The organism is Phascolarctobacterium sp. (assembly GCF_045124115.1).
In the GTDB taxonomy this organism is placed as follows: Bacteria; Bacillota; Negativicutes; order Acidaminococcales; family Acidaminococcaceae; genus Phascolarctobacterium_A.
In genome coordinates, this window is record NZ_JBGVLF010000031.1 from 1 (window position 1) to 24596 (window position 24596).

A 24596-nucleotide genomic window follows, 5' to 3' on the forward strand; every position below is an offset into this window, starting at 1 on the left:
AAGGATCTTAATTTCTTCTTCTGTTAAAATTCCTCTAGCCATATTGTGAGCCTCCTAAAATAATAATAACACGATTTTCAAGAAAACCAAAAATAATTTTTTGCGTTCTTGACGTGTCCAACTTTAGGGGACCACCTCAAAGCACTCTAGGAAATTATCCCATTCTAAAAATCTTTTTTCCTTTATTACCACAAGCTATCTTGTCTGGGGGGGGTAAAAATGTTACAATTTACGTAGTGGAAAATATAGTTTCTGCCAATGTATACACGGAAGGAAGGTTATGGTTATGAAAGATGAATACACTGTAGTTGAAGAAAGATTACAAAACCTAAAAAACTTCTATAAGCAAACAGTCAAGCTGATTGAAGAATTGCCCGACATTATTCCTAAAGATGTAAAAAAGCTTTTGAAAAGTACTATACTTGATGATGAAGAGTTAAAAAATATCATGGATGGTATAGACAAGCATAGACCGCCAAGAATTTTACTCATGGGCAGAACAGGAGTTGGCAAAAGCAGTCTTGTCAATGCTCTTTGCGGTGCCTATGTAGCAAAAGTAAGCGATACACGTAGCTGTACAGAAAGTGCACAAGCCTACCAATGCAAACATGGCGATCGTGTATTGATGGATGTTTACGATACTAGAGGTATTGCCGAATCAAAGAAACTTGATGAGTCAATTACTGCTGAAGATGTGCTTGTGCAACAAATCAGAAAGTTTTCTCCGGATTTAACAATTTTTATGCTCAACTGCACCCGTCGTGATGATATCAGCGAAGATGTAGAATTTTTAAAAAAGCTTAATAATGACTATCAAGCAAAAAACAAGCTTGCTCTCCCAATTATTGTAGCAATCAACAAATCAGATGAAATGGCTCCATCTAGGCAAAAGGATCCAAATGAATATTCTGCAAAAAAAATTGAAAAAATAACTGAAATGAAACAGTACTATAAAGAAATTATTAATGAAAACGGATTGGAAATTGCTGATACTCATATCATCGCAGTATCTTCTTTAATTGAATGGGCAAGATCCGATGGCAGAGAAATAGATGTTGATGAAATTAGTGAATTATCAACATCCGATGTAGAAAATTTACAAATTTCTTTTGACGGCAGATACCAAATAGATAAATTACATGATATTTTATTAGAAAATCTTAATAGTTATGAAGCACGGATGGGACTTATGATGGCAATTAGACTTAACGATTTCGTTCATAAATTAGCTGACCGTCTGAATAACATTTTTGCGACATTAGCTGGATGTATTGCCCTTTCTCCTATTCCATTATCAGATATTTACATACTTCTGCTATTGCAAAGCCTACTAGTAGCCACAATAGCCTCTCTCAGTGGCAGAAATCTATCTATTGAGACTGCAATGGAGTTTATCTTTAGTTTGGTTGGTATGACCGGAGTTGGCTTTGCACTTAAATTATTAGCACAACAAGCATCAAAAATCTTCCCTGGTGTCGGCTCTGCTGTTAGTGCATTTATTGCTAAAAATGGAACTCTCGCAATCGGCGAAGCTGCTATTGCATATTATATTGATGATGAACCTATTAAAATTGCAAAAGAAAAATTTGAAAAAACAAAAAGCGAAAATCTTACCTCTCAAGCTGAATAACAAACTCTCCATATAAATCAAAAAATCTCACCTATCCGCTTCTTGGATAAGTGAGATTTTTGTTTATATCCATATTGTTGTGTTTCTTATCTGCGTAAATATGCATCATCGTCAGCCACTTTAGAAAGTGCAGTTTTTGCTTGATCCAACATAACAACAGAACGACTATACATTGTACTCATACACAACAACTCCCTTCTCGACAGCTTCGTCTATATCAGTTCCCGCTACATACTGATAATTGACTACGTCAGCCAACCCTTTGGTCACAGCAGAGATTATTTTACGCATATTCCTAGTAAACGGTTTAAGAATCCCGTCTGCGTCATAGCAATCCTGTTTCCAATCGATACAAATATCTAAATCACTATCAATATCACAATCATATCTAACAGAACTTCCAAAGATGATTATCCTCTTAACTTCTTTATCTTCTTTTGCTGCTGCAACTATAGATTGTACAATCTTTTGCTTCAACGGGTGAACTCTATTAACATTCATAAATGAATCTTTATCAACAATAAAAGAAAATTTCCAATTCGGACTTTTACGCTGCAATAAATACTGTCTTGTATCCATTGTTCCACCTCCGGTAACGCTAGAAATATCGCCCAATCACTTATAAGCATTGTTTCAACAGTTCAGGATTATTTAATGCATTTTCCAGTATTCTACTTAGCACACCGGTATAACCTTTTCCCAACCGTTGTGCCTTTTCCAATGTTGCAGGTGAAATGCGAAGAGATACTACCTTCTTTACCCGTTCTGACTTTTGTTTTCTAACCATTTTCGCAAGCTGCTCCAACTGTTCATCCGTCAGCTCAGGACAATCTGCATCAGGTATAGCAGGTTTTTGTGCAGCTAATTCCAGTTCTTTAAGTAAATCCTGTGGAACAGGAGCATTTAAATCAATTACCTTTCTAGTTATCGCCATAATACATTCTCCTTTCCTTCACCGTAGCTAACCGTGCTGAAATAATCCTTGTGGCATCATTTCTCTCAGTACAAATTACACACAACACTTTATTTACAACACCAATCACAATATAGCAATCCTCGTCAATGCTGTGTATTTCATCATAAATTTCTATTCTATTTTCATCAGCAAAAACGTAGGCGGCTAAATCAAAGCTTATGCCATGCTTTTTGATATTGATACTATTTTTTGCTTCGTCCCACTCAAACAGACGACCTTGAACTTCTTCTTGTCTATCCATAATAAGTATAACCTTTCGTATTACTTTTTACAATACTTTTTATATGCTACAAAAACAAAAAAGCCCGCTGAAAGCTCAGCGGGCAGCTACCGACTTAAACAATCGGGCAATACAACTGCAGAGTGCAGCATGCAGTGCAACTACATTGATTATATCATCTTATATTCAAATTGTAAATATATTTTCGTATTTCGTCCTACACGTGCGGTGTTTCGCTAGCAACGAAGTCCAATGCAGTATAGAGTGCTTGACCAAAACTGCTATCTGTATCACCTAAGCACATAACGCTAACTAACAATACCATTGCTAAACCTAAAAACATTACATCATCTTTATAGAGTTTCATAGTAGTATCCTACCTCCGCAGATTTACGCATTCGTGCTTATCACTAAATGCTGATCTCTTAATTTATTCATAGGATAACATCCTAATATTAAACAAAAATTAAATAAGGTCAGTGTAATGTTAAAAGGTAGTAAAATCCGCTATTTGCCACCTTTCAATTTCAGCAGCACTGCTACGACTAAGCTCACCACAAAGCAGCCGCTGAAGAAATATAAAGGCACCGTATAGCTATGGGTACACTCATGCAGAACGGAGAGCAGTAAAGGCCCTGCAATACCGGCCAAGCCCCACGCAGTCAAAACGCGACCATGAATGGCGCTTAACTGCTTCGTACCATACAAATCGCTTAAATATGCGGGCATACAAGAAAAACCGCCACCATAGCAGGTAATAATGATAAAGAGCAAAAGTTGGAAAGCTAAGCTATCCTTTACGCCTGCCAAAAGGTAGAACGCCAAGACTTCAATAACGAAAAAGACAATATAAGTGTTCTTCCTGCCGATATAATCAGAAACAGTGGACCAAAAAATACGTCCGCCACCGTTCAAAATACCAATGATACCTACCATGGAAGCCGCTGCCATAGGCGTCATGCCGATTACCTCCTGCGCCATGGGAGAAGCCACTGCCAGTAAAGCAATACCACAGGTAATATTAAGGAAGAACACTAACCACAAAGCGTAAAACTCCCAAGTGCGCATTGCTTCCTTTACTGTATATTGTCGCGGCAGATTCTCCGGCAGCTGTGCTTTATGGGTTCCCTTAGCTGCTTGCACATTAATTTGCGGAGGCTCCAAATACAAAGCAGAACAAGCAATGACTACCACATAGACACAGCCCATAATGATAAAATTGTTTACCAAACCATAAGCTGCTATCAGCATCTGCATCAAAGGTCCTGCGAGCAAGCTAGCAAACCCAAAGCCCATAATGGCAAGTCCGGTAGCAAGGCCTCTGTTATTAGGGAACCATTTCACCAACGTAGACACAGGTGTAATATACCCCACCCCCAAGCCTACGCCACCAATAACGCCATAGCAAAGGTAAAGCATGGTTAAACTTTGGCAGCTCAACGCCCACGCCGTCCCCAGCATACCACTGCCAAAGCAGGCCGCAGCCACTAAACCGCTAACCCTCGGACCGTGCCGTTCTACCCAAGTACCTAAAAAACCTGCAGAAGTGCCTAGAAACAAGATTGCCAGAGAAAAAGCCCACGTAACCTGTTGCATAGTAAAACCCATAGTTTCCATAATGGGACGCGTAAGGACGCTCCAAGCATAAACGGAACCGATGGAAATGTGGATGCCGATAGCGGCGAGAACGATGAGCCATTTGTTTTTGCGTTGCTGCATTGCGAATACCCCTTTTCTGTACATCAAAAATAGATAAACCTAGCAGCTCCGCCCAATAAAAAAGTCTGGGCAGCAGCTGCTTGCCCAGACGGTCGGCCATATCACAACGCAGTCCACGTGGTAAGCTCCACTCATCCGTCAGGATCTGCATTGCCTGTTAAATTATACGTTTATTATAGCCTATAATATGCAATTGTCAATATCTTGTGGAAAATTTTACAATACCATCTAAATGTTGTTTATTTTCCTCTTAATGGGCAGGCACCTTTACCGCAAGAGCCGCAGCCCACACACTTGCCATTTTTGTGTGCTTCCGCAGTCAGCTTATAAGCCAAATACGCCGCACCGGCTATAATTAAACCAACAATCAAAGTTGCCATAATCACACCTCCAGAAATTCATTGCTATATCTTAGTGTACATCAACACTTAACGTAGATTTACCATTAGTTGTTTTACCTTGCGCCGGACGCAGCAACAAGTAGATGAAGCCCACTAACAGCACACAAGCCACTGCTGCCCCCGGACCAAACTCTGCACCGCCTACAAACACATTACCTAATTGGTACACAATCAAGCAGATGGTGTAAGCAAACAAGTTTTGGAAGGCGATAGTCGCCCAAGTCCACTTTCTGCTGTTCATTTCTTGGCTCATGGTAGAAATCGCTGCCAAGCAGGGAGAGTTCAACAAATTGAAAATCAGGAAGGAAAAGGCTGCCACCGCATTGGGGAACATTGCCATAACAGATGCCCACAAATCAGGCTCTGCTTCCGTAGCCTCGCCCAAACCTGCCAAGATAGCCATGGTACTAACAATTGCCTCTTTGGCCACAAAACCACTGAAAGCTGCAGCCACTGCCTGCCAACTGTTGAATCCTAAAGGTGCAAAGATTGGTGCCAAAGCTCCGCCAATCACAGCCATAAAACTTTGCTCCGTTTCTTCTACCAGCGTCAGGCCGCCATCCACAATACCACAGGATGCCAAGAACCACATTGCCAAGCAGCACAGGAAGATAACAGTACCTGCTTTTTTCAGGAACTCGGACACGCGCTCCCAAGTATGCAGGAACAGGTTCTTCGCCAAAGGCATGTGATAAGGAGGCATCTCCATAACGAAAGGAGCAGCCTCGCCTGCAAACAGCTCGCTCTTTTTGAGAATGATGCAGGCAATAATTACTGCAAAGAAACCGATAAAGTACATTAAAGGAGCCATATACCATTCGCCACCCATAATAGCACCACTTAACAGGGCAATTACAGGTAATTTAGCGCTACAGGGTACAAAGGTAGTAGTCATAATAGTCAAACGGCGGTCCTGCTCATTTTCCAGAGTACGGCTTGCCATAATACCGGGTACGCCGCAACCTGTGGAAATCAGCATAGGAATAAAGCTTTTGCCGTTCATGCCGAAGTGACGGAAGATGCGGTCCATGATAAAGGCGATACGGGACATATAACCGCAATCTTCCAAGAAGCCCAATAGCAGGAAGACAATCGCCATCTGGGGTGCAAAACCCACAGGTGCGCCAATACCGCCGATAATACCATCAACAACAAGGGAAATCATCCACTCTTCCGTACCCAGGGCCTCCAATTTTTCTGCAGCCCAAGGCATAATCCACTCGCCAAACAGCGTGTCGTTAGTAAAGTCCGTTACAATCGTACCCAAGGATTCAATGGCAATATAGTATACCAAGAACATTACTGCTGCAAAAATCGGCAATGCCAAAAAGCGATTGGTAACAACAGCGTCAATCCTATCAGACATAGTACGACCAACATTAGCCTTCACTACGCATTTACGCATCAAGCCTTCAATATAGGTGTAGCGCTCATTAGTAATAATGCTTTCACTATCATCAGCCATGTGCTTTTCACAAGCAGCAATTACTTCTTCAATTTCTGCACGCACGTCTTTGTGCAACTGCAGCGCTGCCAACACTTTTCTGTCACGCTCGAAAATTTTTACTGCCAACCAACGCTTAGCAAGACCATCGATTTTATCGCCAGCCAAAGCTACAATCTGCACCAACGCCTCTTCTACAGACGTGCTAAAGCGTAAATACTTGGGAGCGGGACCGCCTGCCTGCTGCAGTGCAATTTGTGCTGCCTGCGCTGTACCTTCACCGGTCAAAGCACTAGTTTCTACTAAATGACAGTCCAGCTCCTTTGCTAAAGCTTCCACATTGACCTTATCACCGCACTTGCGGACTACGTCCATCATATTTAAAGCGATAGCAACAGGAATGCCCATTTCCAAAAGCTGGGTAGTCAGATACAGGTTGCGCTCCATATTGGAAGCATCCACCAAGTTCAGGACGGCATCCACATTGCTCTTCTGTAAATAATCACGAGCGATTACTTCCTCCAATGTATAAGGGGAAAGGGAATAGATACCGGGTAAGTCGGTTACAATAACGTCATCTCTACCTTGCAGGGAGCCTTCTTTCTTTTCTACAGTAACACCAGGCCAGTTACCAACATATTGACGGGCACCGGTCAATTGGTTGAACATGGTTGTTTTGCCACAGTTAGGATTGCCAACTAAAGCGATTTTATATTGCTGCATTTTCTACCTCACTCCACAATAATCTTTTCTGCTTCACTTTTACGCAAGCTCAATTGATAACCACGCAGTGTTACCTCCATGGGATCTCCGAACGGAGCAACGCGACGTACATAAATTTCTACGCCCTTAGTCACACCCATATCCATAATTCTGCGACGCAGAGGACCTTCGCCCTCTAACCGCACAACTTTTGCCTTTTGTCCAACGGACACATCTTTTAACGTCATCATAAATCTATCGCACCTCTTTCCGCAGCAGTAAGCACAAGCTAACTCATCGTCAAAAATTATGTAGTTAACACTCGCTAACTACATAATTTATTGTACAACATGAGCTTTTCTTTTGTCAAGAATTTTTCATAAATGTCACAGCTAATCTCGCAATATAGTTAGCTTACGCTTTACGCAAAACTTTCCCTAACTTTTTCACAAATAACGCTGACAAATTATAGTATAATGAAGGCAGAAAGAATTATTATCCTAAAGGAGTGATATAAATGGCAATCTTGCACGTAAATGCAACGCAGTTTAGACAAATGCTGGCAGAAAAGCGTACCTTTCTAGCAGATTTTTACGCAACTTGGTGCGGACCTTGTAAAATGCTCAGCTACGTCTTAGATGATATTGAAAAACACATGGGTGACCGTATAGACATCGTCAAGATAGATATTGATCAAGAGCCTGAGCTGACAGAAGCAATGGACGTAACTATTATCCCCGGCCTTTTCTTCATCAAGGACGGACAGATTGCAGACCGCTATACAGGCTTTCTTCCCTTAGAACGCCTACAGCCTCGCCTAGAAAAATTGTTAGGACAGGAACCACCTACGGAGCCTGAGCCGGAAGAAAACTACGATATGGTGATCATTGGTGGCGGTGCAGCCGGTCTTACTGCTGCAATCTACGCTCGTCGTGCAGGCCTCAAGGTGTTGATTTTAGAAGCCTTTGCCCCCGGTGGCAAGCTTATCAAAACTTTCGAACTGGAAAACTGGCCTGGCTTAAAAAGTGTCAATGGCTCCCAACTTGCTTACGACATCTATGAACAGGCTATGGCTTTAGGCACCAACTACCTTTACGAAAAAGTGGAGGGCATTACGCAAAAAGACAAACTGCATACTGTCCACTGCAGTAGCGGTCGCAAATTTACTGCGCCTACGGTTATTATTGCTACAGGAACGGTGGAACGCTTACTGCACATTCCCGGCGAAGAAGAAATGATTGGTCGTGGCGTCAGCTTCTGCGCTGTCTGTGATGCAGCCTTCTACCGCAACAAGCCTGTTATTGTTGTGGGCGCAGGCAATGCTGCCTTTGAAGAATCTCTTTATCTGACGGATTTTGCCAGCCATATAACCATATTAGTCCGTAGCGACAGATACGTTGCGGAGCAAATCGTGCAGGATAAAGTACTTGCTCATCCCAAGATCACCGTACTGAATTGGCATGTTCCCCAAGAGGTAGTTATTGAAAATGAACGTGTTGCCGGTATGCGAGTGCTAGATAAGCAAAGTGGAAAAGTAAAAACGCTTCCGGCTAAAGGTATCTTCCCCTATATCGGTGCGGATCCTGCTACGGAGTTCTGCCATGATTTAGGTATCACTAATGACAAAGGCTATCTATTGGTCAAGAATGATATGTCCACTGCCATCCCCGGAATTTACGGTGCAGGTGATGTGTGCGACAAAGTTCTGCGCCAAGTAGTTACTGCCACTAATGACGGCGCTATTGCTGCCCAAAGTGCAATCCACTATCTGCGCAACCTTTAATAGCAAGAAAATACTAAAGCCGTAGGTGCTACCATTAAGCAGAACCTACGGCTCTAATTTTGAAGTACTACTATTTACACCATCCTTGCGCATAGCACGCCCACTGCCGCGGCCCCCAAGCCAAAGAGAATACTTCCTCCTGCATAGGCAAAAGCAGGTAGCACACGCCCTTCAGCCAAGAGCATCAGGGTTTCATAGCCAAAAGAGGAAAAAGTAGTGAAGCCACCAAGCAGACCTACGCAGAGAAACAAACGCCAGGAAGCAGGCAACATCCCCCTATCTACAATCAAGGTCATCAAAAGGCCCATGGCAAAACAGCCACAAACATTGATGACAAAAGTACCCCAAGGCAGACTGCTACCACAGGCTTTACTAATTATATTTCCCACCAAATATCTACTAATAGCACCCAAAGCGCCACCTAAACCAACAGCCAATAAATTCATCAAACAATCACTCTCCGTATGTATAACTTTCTTGTAAATGCGATAGGTACATTATACGCTCCTACTACATCAGATAGCAAGTATACGATTTGCTAAAAACTCTAGAAAATACAACATATTTTTCACATAATACCTCTTGACTTAAAGTGAACTTTAACCTGTATAATGAAGTTAAACATTAATAAAGAAAGGTCGATTTGTCATGAAAAAGTTCTTAGCTATGCTTCTTACTACCTTCTGTATTCTAGGTCTTACTGCCTGCGGAGGCAATAACAATTCTACGCCTAGTGCCACTGCCACTAAAACCGCTAGTGCCGCACCTGCAGAAAACTCTTTAGCAGGTAAGAAAGTGCTTGTTGCCTACTTCTCCTACAGCGGTCAAACAGAGCGTGTTGCTAAAGATATCCAAGCCAAAACCAAAGGCGACCTCTTTAAAATCGAAACTATCACCCCTTATCCTTCTGCATATCGTCAATGTACCGAAGTTGCTAAAGCAGAAAAAGAGCAAAACGTTCACCCGCCCATTAAAGGCAAGGTGGACAACATCAAAGATTATGACGTCGTTTTCTTGGGCTTCCCTATTTGGTGGCATGATGCTCCCATGGCGATTTATACCTTTATCGAACAAAACAATTTAAGCGGTAAAACTGTCATTTCCTTCTGCACCAGCGGTGGCAGTCCCATTGGCGAAAGTACTCCCGGTTTAGCAAAAGCACTGAGCAATGCTAAATTCAGCGAAGGTTTGCTTCTCTATTCCACTGATACTGACGGCACCGAAAAATGGCTTAGCAAATACGGTTTTTAAGGTGTAAAACTATGTTAGAACTCAGCAGAATGCTTACTCAATTTTGTGCCAGTATTCTTTATAACGCTAACTTTTTTAGCAATCTTCCTCGCAAAATCATTCCTGCAGGCAAGGTATGCGTCCCCGGCTTCAACTGCGCCTACTGCCCCGGTGCCATAGCAGGCTGTCCTGTAGGCACATTGCAGTACGCTTTTGGTAGCGGTTTAATGCGCCTGCCCTTTTACGCACTAGCCAGTATTATGCTAATAGCGTTACTTTTGGGGCGCATTATCTGCGGTTGGCTCTGCCCCTTTGGCTTACTGCAAGACCTGCTCTATAAAATACCTACGCCTAAGCTGATGAAAAACTCCTATACAGCTAAGCTCACCTATCTAAAATACGCAGTGCTCCTAGGTGCAGTTATACTCCTGCCCTTGTATTATTTTGTTGCTAACGAAAAAGGTCTTGCGACTTTTTGTGAGTATCTTTGCCCCAATGGTTTATTCAGCGGACTATTTATGGTTGCTACAGGCACAGGCTTCGGCTTTGGTTACGCCTTGATTAACAGTACCAAAGTGCTTATTGCCTTTCTTTTTGTCGGTGGAGCTATCTTCATCTACCGTGCGTTTTGTCGTTTCTTCTGCCCCTTGGGCGCCTTCTACGCCCTCTTTAGTAAAATCAGCATCTACGCCATCTGTGTGGACAAAGAACAATGCATTGGCTGCAATGCCTGCATCCGTAACTGCCTCTTGGATGTAAAGCATATAGGCGACAGTGAATGCATCGCCTGCGGTAAGTGCAAAAGCCACTGCCCTACCAACTGCATTTACTTTGGCTGCAGATATAGCAAAACTAAATAGCAGCTTCTACCCCTAGAAACACTTCGAGCCGCAGGCAGCACGCCTACGGCTCGATTTTTGTTTGTAACAGTTACTTATCAATAGTTTCATGGTTATACCCCTATAAGCTTCTACTTTCCACAAAGTTTTACGGTTATAACCATATAAACTTCTATTTTTCAAGAACTTTTACGGTTATAACCCTATAAACTTTTTAGAATTTTATATAAAAAAAGACTGCGACAAAAGTCACAGCCTCTCAGAAAAATTTTGTATTATTTTAGCGATTGAAAAAAAGGATGGCACCACCTGTTAAAGGCATACCGATAATCAAACACCTCAACAAGGTTGCAGGTATCAAACGAGTAAACTTCGCACCAACATAGGCACCTGCCGTAAGACCACACAAAGTCTGCACAAAAATGCCGAAATCAAGATGCCCGCTAAGCAAATAGCCAAGACCACCGGAAACAGAAATCGGTAGAATAATCATCATGGTTGTGCCAATAGCATGGAAAAGGTCCACCCCAAAGAACAACATAATTGCTATTTGGATATAAGCGGTAGCACCAATGCCAAAAGCACCGGATAAAAAGCCATTGAAAATACCGATACAAGCACCACAGATAAGGAACTTTACACCTTTGGTCGGTGCAGCGTGCTTAGCCACAAAGGCCTGCACCATTTCCTTATGGAAAAGCTGAAAGTAAAGGACGATGGCCGAAGACATCAGCAATATAGCTGTAAAAGCAGTTAACTCCTTCGTAGGCATGCTGTTAGCCACACGGCTGCCCAAAAAGGCACCCACCATACCGAAACCGCCTACTAAAGCACCGATTTTAACATCCACATCCCCTTCGCGGAAGTGGCTGATGGTGCCTGACAGCATGGTAAAGCTCATAGCTGCCAATGCAACGCCCAAAGCGCTATGGATAGGCACACCGTAGCCAACGGACAGCAGGGTAATAGTCATACCGGAACCGCCTGCACCTACAAGCCCCAAGAAAAAGCCTAAAGCCAATGTACCAAAAATAATCATCGCAATCCCTTACTCACTCTCTCACTCTATTGCTAATTTTTCTTTTATTTAGATTTAGGACGCAGCTCCGGCGGCAGCATAGGACAAGCGTCATGAATCTTTTCGCTTAAAGGATTAACATGCACCATGCAATGCTTTACTAGAGGGAAGTTTGCCTCAATAGCAGTATGCACCATTTCGGCAATACAATGAGCCTCTAAAAGACTAAGATTGTCCTTAACGCTGATTTCCGTATCCACGTAAATACGGCTGCCAAACATACGGGTATGCAGCGCATCCATATGCTCTACCCCTGGAACTCGTTCAATAAGTTCTTCCAGTTGCTTACAAGTTTCGTCATCACAGCTATGGTCCACCATTTTGTCCATAGCGTCCTTAAACACTTCGTAAGCGGCATAGAGAATCATCAAGCAAATAATAATACTTGCCACAGGATCTAAAACAGGATAGCCCATGCGTGCACCCAAAATACCTACAAAAGAGCCAATGGAAGACAAGGCGTCGCTACGATGGTGCCAAGCATCTGCCATCAAAGCACCACTGTTGATTTTTTCCGCAGCATTTTTAGTGTACCAGAACATTGCTTCCTTAACCACAATGGAAAGAATGGCAGCCCACAATGCCAACTGTCCAGGAACGATTAAATCTTCCGGATCGGTAGCAAAAATTTTCTCGTAGCCACTATACCCGATGCCCACTGCCACCAACGCCAACATTACTGCCAGCAAAATCGCAGCAACGCACTCCATACGCTCATGACCGTACTGGTGCTGGGAATCGGAGGCCTTATTGCTCAGCTTTACACCGGCCATAACGATAAAGGTGCTGAATACATCAGAAGCAGAATGCACACCATCGGAAATCATAGCTGCAGAATGAGCCATAAAGCCTGCAGCTAATTTAGCCAAGGACAACACTAAATTGGCAATAATACTGTTGAAGGACACCACCATGGCGATGCGTTCTTCTTCGTTAACAAAGTTCATAAAGCCAAAGCCTTCTCTCTATTCTTCTTCAGGCTGCAAGCGTACGCAAGCTGCTTTAACAGCGCGATGCCAGCTATGCAGCATTTTTTGACGTTTTTCGTCATCCATATTAGGAGCAAAAGTAGTCTCCATAATATGGTTCTTTTTGATTTCTTCCTTGCTTTCCCAGAAGCCTACAGCCAAGCCTGCCAAATACGCAGCACCGGTTGCCGTAGTTTCAACGCAGGCAGGACGTGCTACCTGGGTATCAATCAAATCCGCTTGGAACTGCATAAGGAAGTTGTTAGCGCAAGCACCGCCATCAACCTGCAGGGAGGACAACTTGATACCGCTGTCTTCTTCCATTGCTTTCAATACGTCATAGACTTGGTAAGCAATACCTTCCAAAGTTGCACGGACAATATGGTTGCGGTTAACGCCACGAGTTAAACCCACAATGGCGCCACGTGCGTATTGGTTCCAATAAGGAGCACCTAAACCTACAAAAGCAGGCACTACATAACAACCATTAGAATTTTCTACCTGGGTAGCCAAAGTTTCGGACTCAGCAGAGGAACGAATCAAGCCCAGCTCGTCGCGGAGCCATTGAATGGCAGCACCGGCAATAAAGATAGAGCCTTCCAATGCATATTCTACCTTGCCATCCACACCCCAAGCGATGGTAGTAACAAGACCGTTTTTAGATGTTACAGGAGTTTCGCCTGTATTCATCAGCATAAAGCCACCAGTACCATAGGTGTTCTTTGCTTCACCGGGTGCAAAACAAGTTTGACCAAAAAGTGCGCACTGTTGGTCACCGGCAGCACCGGCAATAGGAATCGCTTCTTCAAAAAGGCGGTGGTCAGTATAACCATATACGCAGCTGGAGGGTTTAACCTCAGGCAGCATATCTTTCGGCACGCCTAAAATGGTCAGAATTTCGTCATCCCATTCCAAGGTATGAATATTGAACATCAAAGTACGGGAAGCATTGGAATAGTCGGTTACGTGCACCTTGCCACCGGTCAATTTCCAAATAATCCAAGTATCGATGGTACCGAACAACAAGCGACCGCTGTCAGCCTTCTCACGGACACCGGGAACATTCTCTAGAATCCAGTGCAGCTTCGTGCCGGAGAAATAAGCATCCAAAACCAGACCAGTCTTTTCGCGGAACATATTAGAATAGCCTTTGATTTTCAGCAAGTCGCAATACTCTGCAGTACGGCGGCACTGCCACACAATAGCTTTATAGACAGGGCGGCCTGTTACTTTATCCCATACCACAGTGGTTTCACGTTGGTTGGTAATACCAATGCCTGCGATATCAGCAGCAGAAGCATTAACTTTTTCCATAGCCTCGTGAATCAGGCCTAATTGGTTAGCCCAGATTTCGTCAGCATCATGTTCTACCCAACCTGCCTTAGGAAAATATTGGGTAAATTCCTTTTGTGCTACGCTGCAGATTTCTCCCTGCTTGTTAAAGAGGATACAACGACAGCTAGTAGTACCCAAATCTAAAGCCATAATATATTTTTTCTCAGACATAGTTGCACATCCTTTCAGCACGTACACCCCCAACCAACGGCAGGGGGTGTGGCGTTACTTGTTATTTATTATTTTACAGGTTTGGCAGGAACATTACAAGTCCCGGAACGTAGGTAACGATTAACAATGCTACCAGCAAAGCAATAATAAAGGGCAAAACTTCCTTAAAGAAGTCACCCAAGGGTGTTTCCGTAATGGCGCACACTGTAAACATCATGGAGCCAAATGGTGGCGTCAAACCGCCAATCATAATATTAACGATGCAGATAATGCCAAAGTGTACAGGGTCAACGCCCAGTTTGGTTACAACAGGAACCAGCAACGGTGCCAAAATAATCAAAGCAGCACCGCCTTCCAAGAACATCCCCAGAACCAAAAGCAAAAGGTTGATCAACATCAACATCAGATACGGATTCTTAGTGAAGTCCAAGAGCGCGCTAGTGATGGATTGGGGAATACGTTCCCAGTTCATATAGTAGCCGAAGAAGGAAGCAGCTACGATAATCAAGCAAACGGAGCTAGTACCGTAAATAGTTTCCTTCATGATAGGCCATGCATATTCCCATTTCAACTCCTTATAAATAAAGGAGCCTACAAAAATGCAGTACACAACAGCAACAGCGCCTGCTTCGGAAGGAGTGAACATACCCATACGCAGGCCGGCAATAATGCCGAATGGAAAGAGTAATGCCCAAATGGATTCCTTCAACTGGGCCATAATTTCGCCAAAAGTAGCAGCCTTTTCGCGAGAGGGCTTATAGCCACGTTTTTTAGAAACATAGGCAACAACCACCATCATGGACAAAGCCATCAAAATGCCGGGCACATAACCTGCCATAAACATCTTGGTAACAGATACGCTGGCAATCAGCGCATAAATAATCAGGTTGATACCGGGAGGAATAACGGGAGTGCTGGCAGAAGACGCAGCAGTTACCGCCGCGGAAAAAGCACGGCTGTAGCCACGTTTTTCCATTTCCGGCACCAACATTTTACTTTGCATAGCAGCGTCAGCATTGGCACTGCCGGATACACCGCCCATAAGCAAGGACAGCAATACGTTAACCTGTGCCAAGCCACCGGTCATGTGGCCCATGAGCACATCAGTAAACTTCATCAGTTTATCGCTGATACCTGCGTAGTTCATAATGGAGCCTGCCATAATGAAGAATGGAATTGCCAACAGCGGGAAGCTTTGGGTGCTAGTAATAATACGCTGGAACATCAAGTGGGTGGGAGAAGCGCTATCGATAAAGGTAAAATAGGACACTGTAGCACCGAACAGCGCGTAAGCAATAGGAATACTGGAAAAATAGAGGATAAAGACGATGATGACGGGCAAATAAGCCATTATGCTTCAACCTCCTTTTTACCGGTAATATCTTCATAAACAAATACAATAGAATAAACAGTCATCAGAATGAAAGCGATGAGTACGGAAGAACTGATATAGGCAGAAGAAACGCCCAATACCGGAGTCATCTTAGTGTAGGAGGTTTGGATATAGAGCACAGAAAGATATGCCATATAACCATTGAGCACAACTAAAATCAAATCGGTAATCAGGCGGATTGCCTTTTGGACAACCGCAGGAAAACGTTTTACAACTAGGTCAACACCAACGTGCCCACGATGTTTGAATACGGCTACAGCGCCAATGAACACGGACCATACGAAGCAGCCTGTTGCTACCTCCTCGGACCAAACTAAACCGGAATTAAGACCATAACGCATAATAATATTTAAGATAACAAGAATAGTGGTAATGGAGATAAATACCGCTGCCACAATATCCTCGAGATTTTTCAAAATAAATTTACCATTCATAACTAAAAGAATACCTCCAAGGGACACAGACATCTGGGTAGGACGGAAAAATATGTACTTACTTAGGAAAACAAAGCGTTCCGCGAAAAGGCGAAACGCTTTGCTTAGAGAGTCAGAAATAATTATTTAGCTGCGCGGATTTTTTTCAATTCAGCTTTCAGCTTTTCATAGATACCGGGGGTTGCGCCTTCTTTTTCTTCCATTTGTTTGAAGACGGGTTCAGTAGCTTTTTCGAAAGCAGCATGGTCAACATCGTTGAATTTTACGCCTTTGCTTTCCAGCTCTTTGTAAACCTTGTTATAGGATTCGGTACCAATCTTGGTCATTTCTTTACCGCCATAAGCGAATTCTTCAGCAACGATCTTTTGGTCTTCCGGAGAAATCTTATCCCAAACTTTGGTGGAGATATATACACCGCAAGTACCCAGGAAGTGTTTAGTAGTTGCTACGTTTTTGCAATGTTCATAGCATTTAGTGCCGATGTTGGTGAATTCGGAGCCTTCCAAGCCATCAACTACGCCTTGAGAAACGCCGGACAGAGTCTCAGAGAAGGGCAGGCTGGTTGCAGTAGCGCCCATAGCATTGATGGTGTCAATGAACAGCTTGCTACCGGGGGTACGCAGTTTCATGCCTTTCAAATCTTCCGGTTTGGTGATAACTTTGTTGGTAATCAGGTTACGGAAACCAAATACATAGTCCAGAGCCAAAACTTTAATGCCTTTCTTTTCAGCTTTAGCAACCATGTCTTTTACCAACGGGGTTTCGATCATCTTTGCATATTCGTCATAGGATTGGTACAGCATAGGACCAACCAAGGGTTTGAAGTCAGGAACGTAGTCGCCCAAGTAAGAGGGGTCTTCAACGGAAATGAAGTTTGCACCGTTAGCTACTTGCTCCAAGCCATCCTTGTAGCAAGCCAATTGGTTTTGGCCATAGCATTGGATTTCAACACGACCATTGGTTTTTTCTTTAATACGGCCTGCAACCAACTCCATGGATTTGTAGAGTTGTTCATCGGGAGAGAAAACGTGGCTCAATTTCAGCACGATTTTCTTGTCATTAGCAGGTTTGTTTTCAGCTTTTTTGTCGCCGCCGCAGCCACACAGAGCCAACATCATAACGGCCATCATCAGTAAAGCAATAATCTTTTTCATATCCATCCTCCTCAACTTTTGTTGAATTTTGTTGAAAATTCTACGGGACGTCCCCGTACATTGCTCCTGAATACAATCTTAACAGAGCTTTACAAGATTGTCAATAATTTTACAGTAATTTGACGAAACGCCCACGCAGACTGAGTTTTGGACATTTTTTGTCCGCTATGGACTTTGAATGTCCCGCTTGTTTTTTTGTGTAAGGTGTGGTATTATTGTGTTGAATATTGTTGAACGTTTTCACAAAACGGTAAAAACGCAGGAGGTTATTATTATGACTATGATTTTTGCACATCGTGGTTTTTCCGGTTACTATCCCGAAAACACCATGCTGGCTTTCCAAAAAGTAGCAGAAGAAACTGTTGCTGATGGTATTGAACTGGACGTACAACTGACTAAAGACGGCGAAATCGTTATTATGCATGACGAAAAGCTGGATCGCACCACCAATGGCAGCGGTTATCTGAAAGACTACACCTTGGAAGAACTGAAAATGCTTTCTGTAGGCGTAAACGTAAAAGGTTTCTTCCCCCGCCAAACCATTCCCACCATGCGTGAATATTTTGCATGGCTGAAAACCACCAAGCTGATCACCAACATCGAGTTGAAAACCGGTGTTTTTGAATACGAAGGCATTGAAGAAAAACTCATCGCTTTGGTAAAAGAGTATGGTCTGGAAGACCAAATCTGGTATTCTTCTTTCAACCACTACACCTGCGCTAAGATCAAAGCATTAATGCCCGAAGCTAAAGTCGGTCTTTTGATGGACACTTGGATGATGAATGTTGGCGAATATGCTGCTTCTCAAGGCGCTGCCAGCGTTAACGCATGCAGCTACTTCGGTGCTAAAGAAGGCGTTGCCGACGACCTGCACAAACATGGTGTACAACTGCAGGCTTGGACCCCTAACACCCCCGAACTGATGCAAGAACTCATCGACCGTGGTTGTGACGTACTGATTACCAACTATCCCGACATCGCTGCTAAAGTTGTAGGCAAATAAAAGCTGAGGCTGGAACAAAAGCGGTCATCGTTGCCATATCCCTAGACGAATCATTGCGATTTTAGCTCATGAGTGCTTAGAATCACCGAAGTGAAGCGAACCGAAACGTATCTTGTTTTGCGAACAAGATTGGCCGCGAATCTTCGTTGTGATTCTGCGCGAAATGAGCGTTAAAAAATCGCACGTGAGTCGGGATATGGCAATATGACTATATATGTCCCAGCCTCATTCTTTATTGAAAGGAGTGCCTGATGGCAAAGAAAGTAACTTTAAAAGATATTGCTGCTGCAGCAGGCATCTCCCCTGCCAGCGTCTCCATGATTTTAAACAGGCGCAGCATCGACCGTTTCAACAAAGAAACCGTAGAGCAGGTCTTCGCCCTCGTAGAATCCATGGGCTACCAAAGCAGCAAGGGAAAAAACTATAGCCTAGTCAAACCTTCGGACACATTGATTACCATTGTCTGCCCCTCCGTCTTCAACCCCTTCTACACCACCATTATTCAAGGTATAGAAATCGCTGCCCGCAAGCAAGGCTTTGTGACCAGCGTCCACACTACCTATTGGGATACGGAAACAGAAAAATTCATTATGGAGCAGGCACGCAAATTCAATGTTGCCGGAGTTATCTTTGCTATGATTCCCCAGCAGCCCCAACTAGCATACGAACTGGGGCGCAAGCTACCTGTAGTCGCTATCGGTGATCGCTGCGGTGATTTAGAGTTAGCAACAGTGGACATGAACAACTTCACTGCAGGACAGTTGATGGGCAAGCACCTGCTGGAATACGGGCATCGCAACATCGCCTACATTTCCACAACCTTGAACGAGCAACACACTTCCCGTGTACGCCGCTGCCAAGGCTTAGAAGCTGCCTGCAAAGCGTACCAAGGCGCAGGCTTGAAAGTTTTCACTAAAGAAATCACCCCGGATTATGAAATTTCCAATGTGGATGTAGAATACACTACTGGTTATGAATTAGCCACTACCTGCCTCAAGCAGAGTCCGGAAACAACGGCAATCGTCGCTATCAACGACATGGTTGCCTATGGTGCTTATGATGCTATTTGCGACCAAGGCTTGCGCATCCCCGAAGATATCAGCCTTTGCGGTTTTGACAATATCTTCCCCTCCCGTCTCCAAGGCATCGGTCTTACGACCATCGACAATTCTTTGACAGAATGTGGCAAAAGTGCCTTCCACCTTTTGGAAGAAGAAATCGCCAACTACGAGCGCCATGGCAAGTTCCAAAGCATTACCCATGTGGAATATAAATGCCGCCTAGTTCCCCGCAAAAGCAGCGGACCGGCGCCTCAAAAATAAATACGTTCTGCTACCGCCATTTGGGCAATAAAAAAACCGCCCTCATGGCGGTCTTTTTATTTAGCTCCCACTCTCAATAGTAGCTAACATTATGGAGGAGAAAAGGATAAGGAAATGACTTGAAATCAGAACGGCATAATCAGTATATGCTAAGCAAATGTCCGGTTTGCTTATGTTCTTGAAAAGCTAAATCAATATTTCGCCCTGCTTGGTAACCATCGATAAAAAATCCCTCCTACAACGCAGGAGGGATTAATGCACGCATCTAAGGCCACTGCCACTCTCACATAAACAGCACCTCATCTGTTAACATCTCTCCTGTCACCCGCAGGTCAAGCAATGCTTGTATCAAACGCTTTGCTGACTCCGGATTACATCCGTTACAGCGGCGGGACCGTGTGGATTTGCACCAGTTAGCGCTTCATACGAAATATTGATTTGATGCTTTAATTATAACTGTTATCATTAAGAATGTCAATACTCTAAATAGCATTTTATTAAAATAATTTTATCAGTAATTTGTATTAATAAATATATAAAAGAAAGCAATAAAGCTTTATACCTTACCGCTTTCTTTGTGTATTATGTTATAACTATTAACCTAATTTCAGATGCTTTTTAGGTTTTGCATCAATCTTAGCTTTATTAATTTTTTCAACAAAAACCTTCATTCCTTCACGAAACATTGGGAAAGGTTGATGGTTGCCCAAGCGTTTGTCACACACAAAAAAGACGCCTTGCATTTTTTCGCAGGGCGTCTTTATCTAACGTCGCTATTCATTTTTCTATACCTATTAGTGAATCATGTAGAAGTTTAATTCATACAATGCTTTTACGAAGCTTTCCAACATTTTGCATTCCTCCAATCTTAGTGAACCATATACCATTTGAAGCTGCACAGAGTTTCTACGAATTTTTCAAAAGTCATTTCTTTCACTCCCTTCGTGTTCTATCCTTAACATGGTTACATTATAGCACCTTGGAGCGCTTTTGTCCAGTATGGACTTTTTGTGTCCCGCGTATTGGTAAAAAGCCTCTAAAGCCAGTAACCATGCGGTTTTACATGGATTTTACACAAACACAGACAGAAAAAACTTTAAATTTTTTCAAAAAAATATAGGACCTGCACACGTGCAGGTCCCACTAAAATGCGTTTTTAAATTACAGACCGGACATTCTCGGAGCATCCAGGTTGATTTTCTTTACTTCCAAGATGCGGTTGATTTCAGCGCGTACGTTGCGGCCGAATTCTTCATGAGTCCAATCCCAACGAGAAGACAGAGCTTCGGGGATTACTTTATCGTCATAAATTCTGTGGTTGTAAGCTTTACCGGTCAATCTGTTGTAAGCAACAGCTCTGCCTTCCAGAACCAATTGCAGCTTGTTTTCTTCACTGGAGTACAGAGCCAAGTCTTCCAGTTTATCCAGTTGCATAGCGATAACGATGTCTACATCGCCATCTTTAGCAATTTTAGCCAGAGCTGCGGAAGTAGGAACTTCTTTGCCAATCTTAGCAGCATCAATAGCAGCGGTCAGCTTGTCATTTTCTACAATCATGAAACCTTTTTGCGCATTGATTGCAGCAATAGCACTCTTGTAGTAAATTTGGTTGGACAGTTGATCGCCTTCAACGTTGTTGATCAAGGGCAACAAAGCTACGCTAGCAGCTTCTGCAGCAGTACCAAAGCACGGAACGCTCAAGCACAGTGCCATAACAGTCATTAATAAATAACGCAGAACTTTTTTCATTAGTGATTCCTCCAAATCCTATAAATGATTACAGACTATTGTTATTTTAACACATTTCTGCCAATTTGAACAGCTTTTAATAAAATTTTCTGACTGGTCAGTCAAGGTATCTTTAGTCTTTTCAAATGTAGCAGAGCAAGCTTAATTTAAGCTAAAATAAAAAAGAGGCTGGGACAAAACCAATCATCGTTACCATATTCCTAGACGAATCATTGCGATTTTAGCTCATAAGTGCTTAGAATCACCGAAGTGAAGCGAACCGAACAGTAAATTGTTTTGCGAACAAGATTGGCCGCGAATCTTCGTTGTGATTCTGCACGAAATGAGCGTTAAAAATCGCACGTGAGTCGGAATATGGTAACATGGCTATATATGTCCCAACCTCTAAACTTTTTCTTGGCGGAGATGGTGGGATTCGAACCCACGTGACAACTTAATGCCTAACTGATTTCGAGTCAGCCGCGTTATGACCACTTCGCTACATCTCCAAATATTTCGCTTTCTAAAGAAAGCGCTGTATAAACTACATAGTATTATAGCTTAAATCACTCTTGTTGGCAACATTGCTTCCGGGCTTTGTTTTCCAAGCGGCGGCGTTTAAAAAAATCCTTCATTACTTGGGCGCACTCCGCCTCGCAAATTCCACTGATTACAGTAGCACAGTGATTTAAATTGGGATTAGTAATAATGTTAAAGATTGACTCTGCCCCTCCTGCTTTCACATCAGGACAGCCATAGACAACCGTATCAATGCGACTGTTAACAATGGCGCCACTGCACATAGGGCATGGCTCCACGGTTACGTACAAACTGCAGCCGCTCAAACGCCAACGGCCTAACTTTTTGCAGGCTTCTTGGATGACGATAATCTCCGCATGAGCAGTACCATCCTGCCACGTTTCCCGCATATTGTGGGCTTGAGCAACCACTTCGCCCTCACAAACAAGTACTGCGCCAATGGGAATTTCTCCCAATGCCGCTGCCTTGCGTGCTTCCGCTAAAGCAATCTGCATATATTCTTCGTGAGTCATTATGCGTCCTCCGCTGCTTCCATCAGCAGCTCCCATTTCGCCATCAGTTCCGCAATCTTGCTTTCGTAAGCATCGTGCTCCGCCGCCATTGCTGCACTATGAGCAGGGTCTGCATGGTTGGCAGGATCTGCCATTTGCTTTTCTAAAAGCCCCATCATAGCCTCCTGCTCCCGAATCTGCAGCTCCACTTTGGGCAGCAGCTTCGCAGCTTCTTCCGGACTATAGCGTTTCTGTTTTTCCTGCTTAGGCGTTATTTTCGGTGCAGGAGCAGTTTCTGCTACAGCCTTCTGCTGCTTAGCTGCGTATTCGGCCTGACGCTCTGCTTCTGCGGCTGCCTCCGCTGCATCCTGGGCCTGCTTTTGGCGTTCTTCCAGATAGTAATCGTAATTTCCCTTGTAATCCTTAACCTCTTGGTCTTCAATCTCCCAAATGCGGTCGGCCACTTCATTAACAAAGTAACGGTCATGGCTGACTACTAATACTGTACCGTCAAAAGCTTCCAAAGCTGCTTCTACAGTTTCACGAGCCATAATATCAAGATGGTTGGTAGGTTCGTCCAATACTAGGCAGTTAGCGCCGTCCAGTACCAGTTTGAGCAAAACTAGACGTGCCTTTTGACCACCGCTAAGCTCGCCAATCTTTTTGAACACATCATCCCCATGGAAAAGCATCCCACCCAGCATAGAACGGGTATGTTCCTCAGTAAAGCCATATTCAATCACAAAGTTTTCTAGCAAAGTCTGTTTGGGATCCAAGCGTTCATAGCTTTGGGAAAAATAGCCAATCTGCACTCTGTTGCCAATTTTTGTACGTCCCTTTACAGGAGGAATCTCTCCTAAAATAGTGCGCAAAAGTGTTGTCTTACCTGTACCATTTGCACCCAATAAGGCAGCCTTTTCCCCTCGGCGCAGGGTTAAGTTGATACCTTTAGCCAGCACTTTGTCCCCATAACCAATAGCAAGGTCTTCCATAATCAACACACGGTCAGCACATTCTGCAGCAGGAGGCAGACGTAGCTGGAATTCTTCATTCTGTACAGGAGCGTCAATGCGTTCCAGCCTGTCCAATTGGGACTGACGACCACGGGCCATCTTGCTCTTGATACCAGCTTTAAAGCGACGGATGTAGGCTTCCGTGCGCGCAATATAATCCTGCTGCGCATTGTAGGCAGCAGTCAAGGTAGCTGTTTGGATCGCCTTTTGCTCCAAGTAACGACTGTAATTGCCTTTGAAGCTTTGCAGCTTGCCACCTTCCATTTCCAAAATGCGCACAGCCACATTGTCCAAAAAAGCACGGTCATGGCTGACAACCAAAAGACCGCCTCTAAATTCACGCAAATAATTTTCCAGCCATTGGGTCATCAGAATATCCAAATGGTTGGTAGGTTCGTCCAAAATCATAAAATCAGGATTGCGTACTAAAGCAGCCGCTAACATCAAGCGTGTTTTTTGACCACCGCTCAAGTTTTGAGCATCGTGGCTCCACCACTCTTCTGTATAACCCAAACCAATCAGTACACGCTTAATGCGGTTTTCGAAATTATAACCATCAATAAATTCGTAGCGCTTGGTCACACGTCCGTATTCTTCCAAACATTCCTCTAGAGCATCGCCCTGCAAGTTGGCAGAATCCGCCTCCAGTTGCGCCAACTTTTTCCGCAAAGCGATAATCTCAGGGCAGGCTTCGGACATAAACTGCCAAATCGTACCTTTAATTTCCGTAAAGCCCTGTTGCACATAGCCCACACTAATGCCGGGTTCAAATTTGATGCTGCCTTTGTCCACATAATCGGGGTTCAGCAGGCAGCGGAGCAAAGTAGTCTTGCCACTGCCGTTTACGCCGACTAAGCCCACGTGTTCCCCCTGCTCAATCATAAAGCTTACATTATTAAATATCTCATGGATGCCAAAAGCCTTGGCAATACCATCTACCACTAATTGCATCTTGCACACCTCTAGTTTTATATCCACGAAAAGCGAAACATATTTTTCCACCTTCAAGGGCTGATGCATAT

At 43.6% G+C, this 24596-nt stretch carries 24 protein-coding genes, 1 tRNA gene and 1 riboswitch; of the genes, 6 read left to right on the plus strand and 19 right to left on the minus strand.

The features are described from left to right. The first annotated feature begins 286 nt into the window (after positions 1–286). Positions 287–1630 carry a GTPase family protein gene (locus ACJMM4_RS04310; protein ID WP_405383236.1) on the plus strand — a complete coding sequence of 448 codons (1344 nt, stop codon included), beginning with the start codon at positions 287–289 and terminating at the stop codon, positions 1628–1630. A 165-nt stretch (positions 1631–1795) separates the two neighbouring features. Here the strand turns inward: ACJMM4_RS04310 and ACJMM4_RS04315 are convergent, their stop codons facing one another. The 8 genes from ACJMM4_RS04315 to ACJMM4_RS04350 all read right to left on the minus strand — a co-directional run bounded on the left by ACJMM4_RS04315 (position 1796) and on the right by ACJMM4_RS04350 (position 7343). Beyond that, a complete protein-coding gene (locus ACJMM4_RS04315; RefSeq protein ID WP_405383238.1) occupies positions 1796–2209 on the minus strand; it encodes a nucleotidyltransferase domain-containing protein in 414 nt (137 codons plus the stop codon). A gap of 40 nt (positions 2210–2249) precedes the next feature. Then, positions 2250–2564 (minus strand): BrnA antitoxin family protein, encoded by a 315-nt coding sequence (locus ACJMM4_RS04320; RefSeq protein ID WP_405383240.1) that lies wholly within the window; start codon positions 2562–2564, stop codon positions 2250–2252. After that, positions 2551–2847 carry a BrnT family toxin gene (locus ACJMM4_RS04325; RefSeq protein WP_405379630.1) on the minus strand — a complete coding sequence of 99 codons (297 nt, stop codon included), beginning with the start codon at positions 2845–2847 and terminating at the stop codon, positions 2551–2553. Before ACJMM4_RS04325 ends, ACJMM4_RS04320 begins: the two co-directional genes overlap by 14 nt. A 196-nt stretch (positions 2848–3043) precedes the next feature. Next, positions 3044–3193, minus strand: coding sequence for a hypothetical protein (locus ACJMM4_RS04330; protein WP_405379629.1), 150 nt, complete (start codon positions 3191–3193; stop codon positions 3044–3046). Positions 3194–3333: 140 nt separating this feature from the next. Then, positions 3334–4545 carry an OFA family MFS transporter gene (locus ACJMM4_RS04335; RefSeq protein WP_405379628.1) on the minus strand — a complete coding sequence of 404 codons (1212 nt, stop codon included), beginning with the start codon at positions 4543–4545 and terminating at the stop codon, positions 3334–3336. A gap of 75 nt (positions 4546–4620) precedes the next feature. Then, positions 4621–4702: riboswitch (ZMP/ZTP riboswitch) on the minus strand. Between the two features lie 82 nt (positions 4703–4784). Further along, positions 4785–4925, minus strand: coding sequence for a FeoB-associated Cys-rich membrane protein (locus ACJMM4_RS04340; RefSeq protein WP_405379627.1), 141 nt, complete (start codon positions 4923–4925; stop codon positions 4785–4787). A 31-nt stretch (positions 4926–4956) separates the two neighbouring features. Then, positions 4957–7113, minus strand: coding sequence for a ferrous iron transport protein B (feoB, locus tag ACJMM4_RS04345; protein ID WP_405383242.1), 2157 nt, complete (start codon positions 7111–7113; stop codon positions 4957–4959). A gap of 8 nt (positions 7114–7121) precedes the next feature. After that, positions 7122–7343 (minus strand): ferrous iron transport protein A, encoded by a 222-nt coding sequence (locus tag ACJMM4_RS04350; RefSeq protein WP_405379625.1) that lies wholly within the window; start codon positions 7341–7343, stop codon positions 7122–7124. Positions 7344–7609: 266 nt separating this feature from the next. Between ACJMM4_RS04350 and ACJMM4_RS04355 the strand changes: the two genes are divergently transcribed. Then, the gene (locus ACJMM4_RS04355; protein WP_405383244.1) at positions 7610–8875 is read left to right on the plus strand and encodes an FAD-dependent oxidoreductase; all 1266 of its coding nucleotides are present in this window, start codon (positions 7610–7612) and stop codon (positions 8873–8875) included. Positions 8876–8949: 74 nt separating this feature from the next. Here ACJMM4_RS04355 and crcB read toward each other — a convergent pair whose 3' ends face one another. Then, positions 8950–9321, minus strand: a complete 372-nt coding sequence (gene crcB, locus ACJMM4_RS04360) for a fluoride efflux transporter CrcB (RefSeq protein ID WP_405379680.1) — start codon at positions 9319–9321, stop codon at positions 8950–8952. Positions 9322–9523: 202 nt separating this feature from the next. Here crcB and ACJMM4_RS04365 point away from each other — a divergent pair, with 202 nt between their 5' ends. Both ACJMM4_RS04365 and ACJMM4_RS04370 read left to right on the plus strand, forming a co-directional pair. Continuing rightward, positions 9524–10126 carry a flavodoxin gene (locus tag ACJMM4_RS04365; protein ID WP_405379623.1) on the plus strand — a complete coding sequence of 201 codons (603 nt, stop codon included), beginning with the start codon at positions 9524–9526 and terminating at the stop codon, positions 10124–10126. 11 nt (positions 10127–10137) lie between these two features. Then, positions 10138–10965: a 4Fe-4S binding protein gene (locus tag ACJMM4_RS04370; RefSeq protein ID WP_405379622.1), complete on the plus strand. Its 828-nt coding sequence runs from the start codon at positions 10138–10140 to the stop codon at positions 10963–10965. Between the two features lie 259 nt (positions 10966–11224). Here the strand turns inward: ACJMM4_RS04370 and ACJMM4_RS04375 are convergent, their stop codons facing one another. From ACJMM4_RS04375 to ACJMM4_RS04400, 6 genes are all read right to left on the minus strand, one after another. After that, the gene (locus ACJMM4_RS04375) at positions 11225–11983 is read right to left on the minus strand and encodes a sulfite exporter TauE/SafE family protein (protein WP_405383246.1); all 759 of its coding nucleotides are present in this window, start codon (positions 11981–11983) and stop codon (positions 11225–11227) included. A gap of 44 nt (positions 11984–12027) precedes the next feature. Continuing rightward, the gene (locus ACJMM4_RS04380) at positions 12028–12969 is read right to left on the minus strand and encodes a cation diffusion facilitator family transporter (RefSeq protein ID WP_405383248.1); all 942 of its coding nucleotides are present in this window, start codon (positions 12967–12969) and stop codon (positions 12028–12030) included. An 18-nt stretch (positions 12970–12987) separates the two neighbouring features. Then, positions 12988–14496 carry a glycerol kinase GlpK gene (gene glpK / locus ACJMM4_RS04385; RefSeq protein WP_405379619.1) on the minus strand — a complete coding sequence of 503 codons (1509 nt, stop codon included), beginning with the start codon at positions 14494–14496 and terminating at the stop codon, positions 12988–12990. Between the two features lie 73 nt (positions 14497–14569). After that, positions 14570–15847, minus strand: a complete 1278-nt coding sequence (locus tag ACJMM4_RS04390) for a TRAP transporter large permease (protein WP_405383250.1) — start codon at positions 15845–15847, stop codon at positions 14570–14572. Next, on the minus strand, positions 15847–16323 hold the full coding sequence (locus ACJMM4_RS04395; RefSeq protein ID WP_405383252.1) for a TRAP transporter small permease: 477 nt from the start codon (positions 16321–16323) through the stop codon (positions 15847–15849). The genes ACJMM4_RS04390 and ACJMM4_RS04395 overlap by 1 nt, the downstream gene beginning before the upstream one ends. Positions 16324–16445: 122 nt before the next feature. Further along, a complete protein-coding gene (locus tag ACJMM4_RS04400; protein WP_405379616.1) occupies positions 16446–17477 on the minus strand; it encodes a C4-dicarboxylate TRAP transporter substrate-binding protein in 1032 nt (343 codons plus the stop codon). Positions 17478–17751: 274 nt separating this feature from the next. On the opposite strand from ACJMM4_RS04400, the gene ACJMM4_RS04405 reads away from it, so the two are divergent. Both ACJMM4_RS04405 and ACJMM4_RS04410 read left to right on the plus strand, forming a co-directional pair. Further along, entirely contained in the window at positions 17752–18480 is a 729-nt protein-coding gene (locus ACJMM4_RS04405) for a glycerophosphodiester phosphodiesterase (protein ID WP_405379615.1), read from the plus strand. Between the two features lie 251 nt (positions 18481–18731). Then, positions 18732–19802, plus strand: coding sequence for a LacI family DNA-binding transcriptional regulator (locus tag ACJMM4_RS04410; protein WP_405383254.1), 1071 nt, complete (start codon positions 18732–18734; stop codon positions 19800–19802). A gap of 1161 nt (positions 19803–20963) precedes the next feature. On the opposite strand, the gene ACJMM4_RS04415 is transcribed toward ACJMM4_RS04410, so the two are convergent. The 4 genes from ACJMM4_RS04415 to ACJMM4_RS04430 form a co-directional block, all read right to left on the minus strand. Further along, entirely contained in the window at positions 20964–21551 is a 588-nt protein-coding gene (locus ACJMM4_RS04415; protein ID WP_405383256.1) for a hypothetical protein, read from the minus strand. A 397-nt stretch (positions 21552–21948) separates the two neighbouring features. Beyond that, positions 21949–22039, minus strand: a tRNA-Ser gene (locus tag ACJMM4_RS04420). A gap of 57 nt (positions 22040–22096) precedes the next feature. Next, complete coding sequence (gene tadA, locus ACJMM4_RS04425) at positions 22097–22582, minus strand: tRNA adenosine(34) deaminase TadA (RefSeq protein WP_405379611.1); 486 nt, start codon at positions 22580–22582, stop codon at positions 22097–22099. Further along, positions 22582–24525 carry an ABC-F family ATP-binding cassette domain-containing protein gene (locus ACJMM4_RS04430; protein ID WP_405383258.1) on the minus strand — a complete coding sequence of 648 codons (1944 nt, stop codon included), beginning with the start codon at positions 24523–24525 and terminating at the stop codon, positions 22582–22584. The genes tadA and ACJMM4_RS04430 overlap by 1 nt, the downstream gene beginning before the upstream one ends. Positions 24526–24596 lie beyond the last annotated feature (71 nt).

Bases quoted from the DNA above. Each gene is read 5' to 3' on its own strand.
- ACJMM4_RS04430 (WP_405383258.1), bottom strand. From the start codon at position 24,525: ATGCAATTAGTGGTAGATGGTATTGCCAAGGCTTTTGGCATCCATGAG.
- ACJMM4_RS04340 (WP_405379627.1), bottom strand. From the start codon at position 4,925: ATGGCAACTTTGATTGTTGGTTTAATTATAGCCGGTGCGGCGTATTTG.
- ACJMM4_RS04335 (WP_405379628.1), bottom strand. From the start codon at position 4,545: ATGCAGCAACGCAAAAACAAATGGCTCATCGTTCTCGCCGCTATCGGC.
- ACJMM4_RS04415 (WP_405383256.1), bottom strand. From the start codon at position 21,551: ATGAAAAAAGTTCTGCGTTATTTATTAATGACTGTTATGGCACTGTGC.
- ACJMM4_RS04395 (WP_405383252.1), bottom strand. From the start codon at position 16,323: ATGAATGGTAAATTTATTTTGAAAAATCTCGAGGATATTGTGGCAGCG.
- ACJMM4_RS04375 (WP_405383246.1), bottom strand. From the start codon at position 11,983: ATGATTATTTTTGGTACATTGGCTTTAGGCTTTTTCTTGGGGCTTGTA.
- glpK (WP_405379619.1), bottom strand. From the start codon at position 14,496: ATGTCTGAGAAAAAATATATTATGGCTTTAGATTTGGGTACTACTAGC.
- ACJMM4_RS04320 (WP_405383240.1), bottom strand. From the start codon at position 2,564: ATGGCGATAACTAGAAAGGTAATTGATTTAAATGCTCCTGTTCCACAG.
- tadA (WP_405379611.1), bottom strand. From the start codon at position 22,582: ATGACTCACGAAGAATATATGCAGATTGCTTTAGCGGAAGCACGCAAG.
- ACJMM4_RS04355 (WP_405383244.1), top strand. From the start codon at position 7,610: ATGGCAATCTTGCACGTAAATGCAACGCAGTTTAGACAAATGCTGGCA.
- ACJMM4_RS04410 (WP_405383254.1), top strand. From the start codon at position 18,732: ATGGCAAAGAAAGTAACTTTAAAAGATATTGCTGCTGCAGCAGGCATC.
- ACJMM4_RS04365 (WP_405379623.1), top strand. From the start codon at position 9,524: ATGAAAAAGTTCTTAGCTATGCTTCTTACTACCTTCTGTATTCTAGGT.
- ACJMM4_RS04325 (WP_405379630.1), bottom strand. From the start codon at position 2,847: ATGGATAGACAAGAAGAAGTTCAAGGTCGTCTGTTTGAGTGGGACGAA.
- ACJMM4_RS04405 (WP_405379615.1), top strand. From the start codon at position 17,752: ATGACTATGATTTTTGCACATCGTGGTTTTTCCGGTTACTATCCCGAA.
- ACJMM4_RS04380 (WP_405383248.1), bottom strand. From the start codon at position 12,969: ATGAACTTTGTTAACGAAGAAGAACGCATCGCCATGGTGGTGTCCTTC.
- ACJMM4_RS04310 (WP_405383236.1), top strand. From the start codon at position 287: ATGAAAGATGAATACACTGTAGTTGAAGAAAGATTACAAAACCTAAAA.
- ACJMM4_RS04330 (WP_405379629.1), bottom strand. From the start codon at position 3,193: ATGAAACTCTATAAAGATGATGTAATGTTTTTAGGTTTAGCAATGGTA.
- ACJMM4_RS04390 (WP_405383250.1), bottom strand. From the start codon at position 15,847: ATGGCTTATTTGCCCGTCATCATCGTCTTTATCCTCTATTTTTCCAGT.
- ACJMM4_RS04400 (WP_405379616.1), bottom strand. From the start codon at position 17,477: ATGAAAAAGATTATTGCTTTACTGATGATGGCCGTTATGATGTTGGCT.
- ACJMM4_RS04315 (WP_405383238.1), bottom strand. From the start codon at position 2,209: ATGGATACAAGACAGTATTTATTGCAGCGTAAAAGTCCGAATTGGAAA.
- ACJMM4_RS04370 (WP_405379622.1), top strand. From the start codon at position 10,138: ATGTTAGAACTCAGCAGAATGCTTACTCAATTTTGTGCCAGTATTCTT.
- ACJMM4_RS04350 (WP_405379625.1), bottom strand. From the start codon at position 7,343: ATGATGACGTTAAAAGATGTGTCCGTTGGACAAAAGGCAAAAGTTGTG.
- crcB (WP_405379680.1), bottom strand. From the start codon at position 9,321: ATGAATTTATTGGCTGTTGGTTTAGGTGGCGCTTTGGGTGCTATTAGT.
- feoB (WP_405383242.1), bottom strand. From the start codon at position 7,113: ATGCAGCAATATAAAATCGCTTTAGTTGGCAATCCTAACTGTGGCAAA.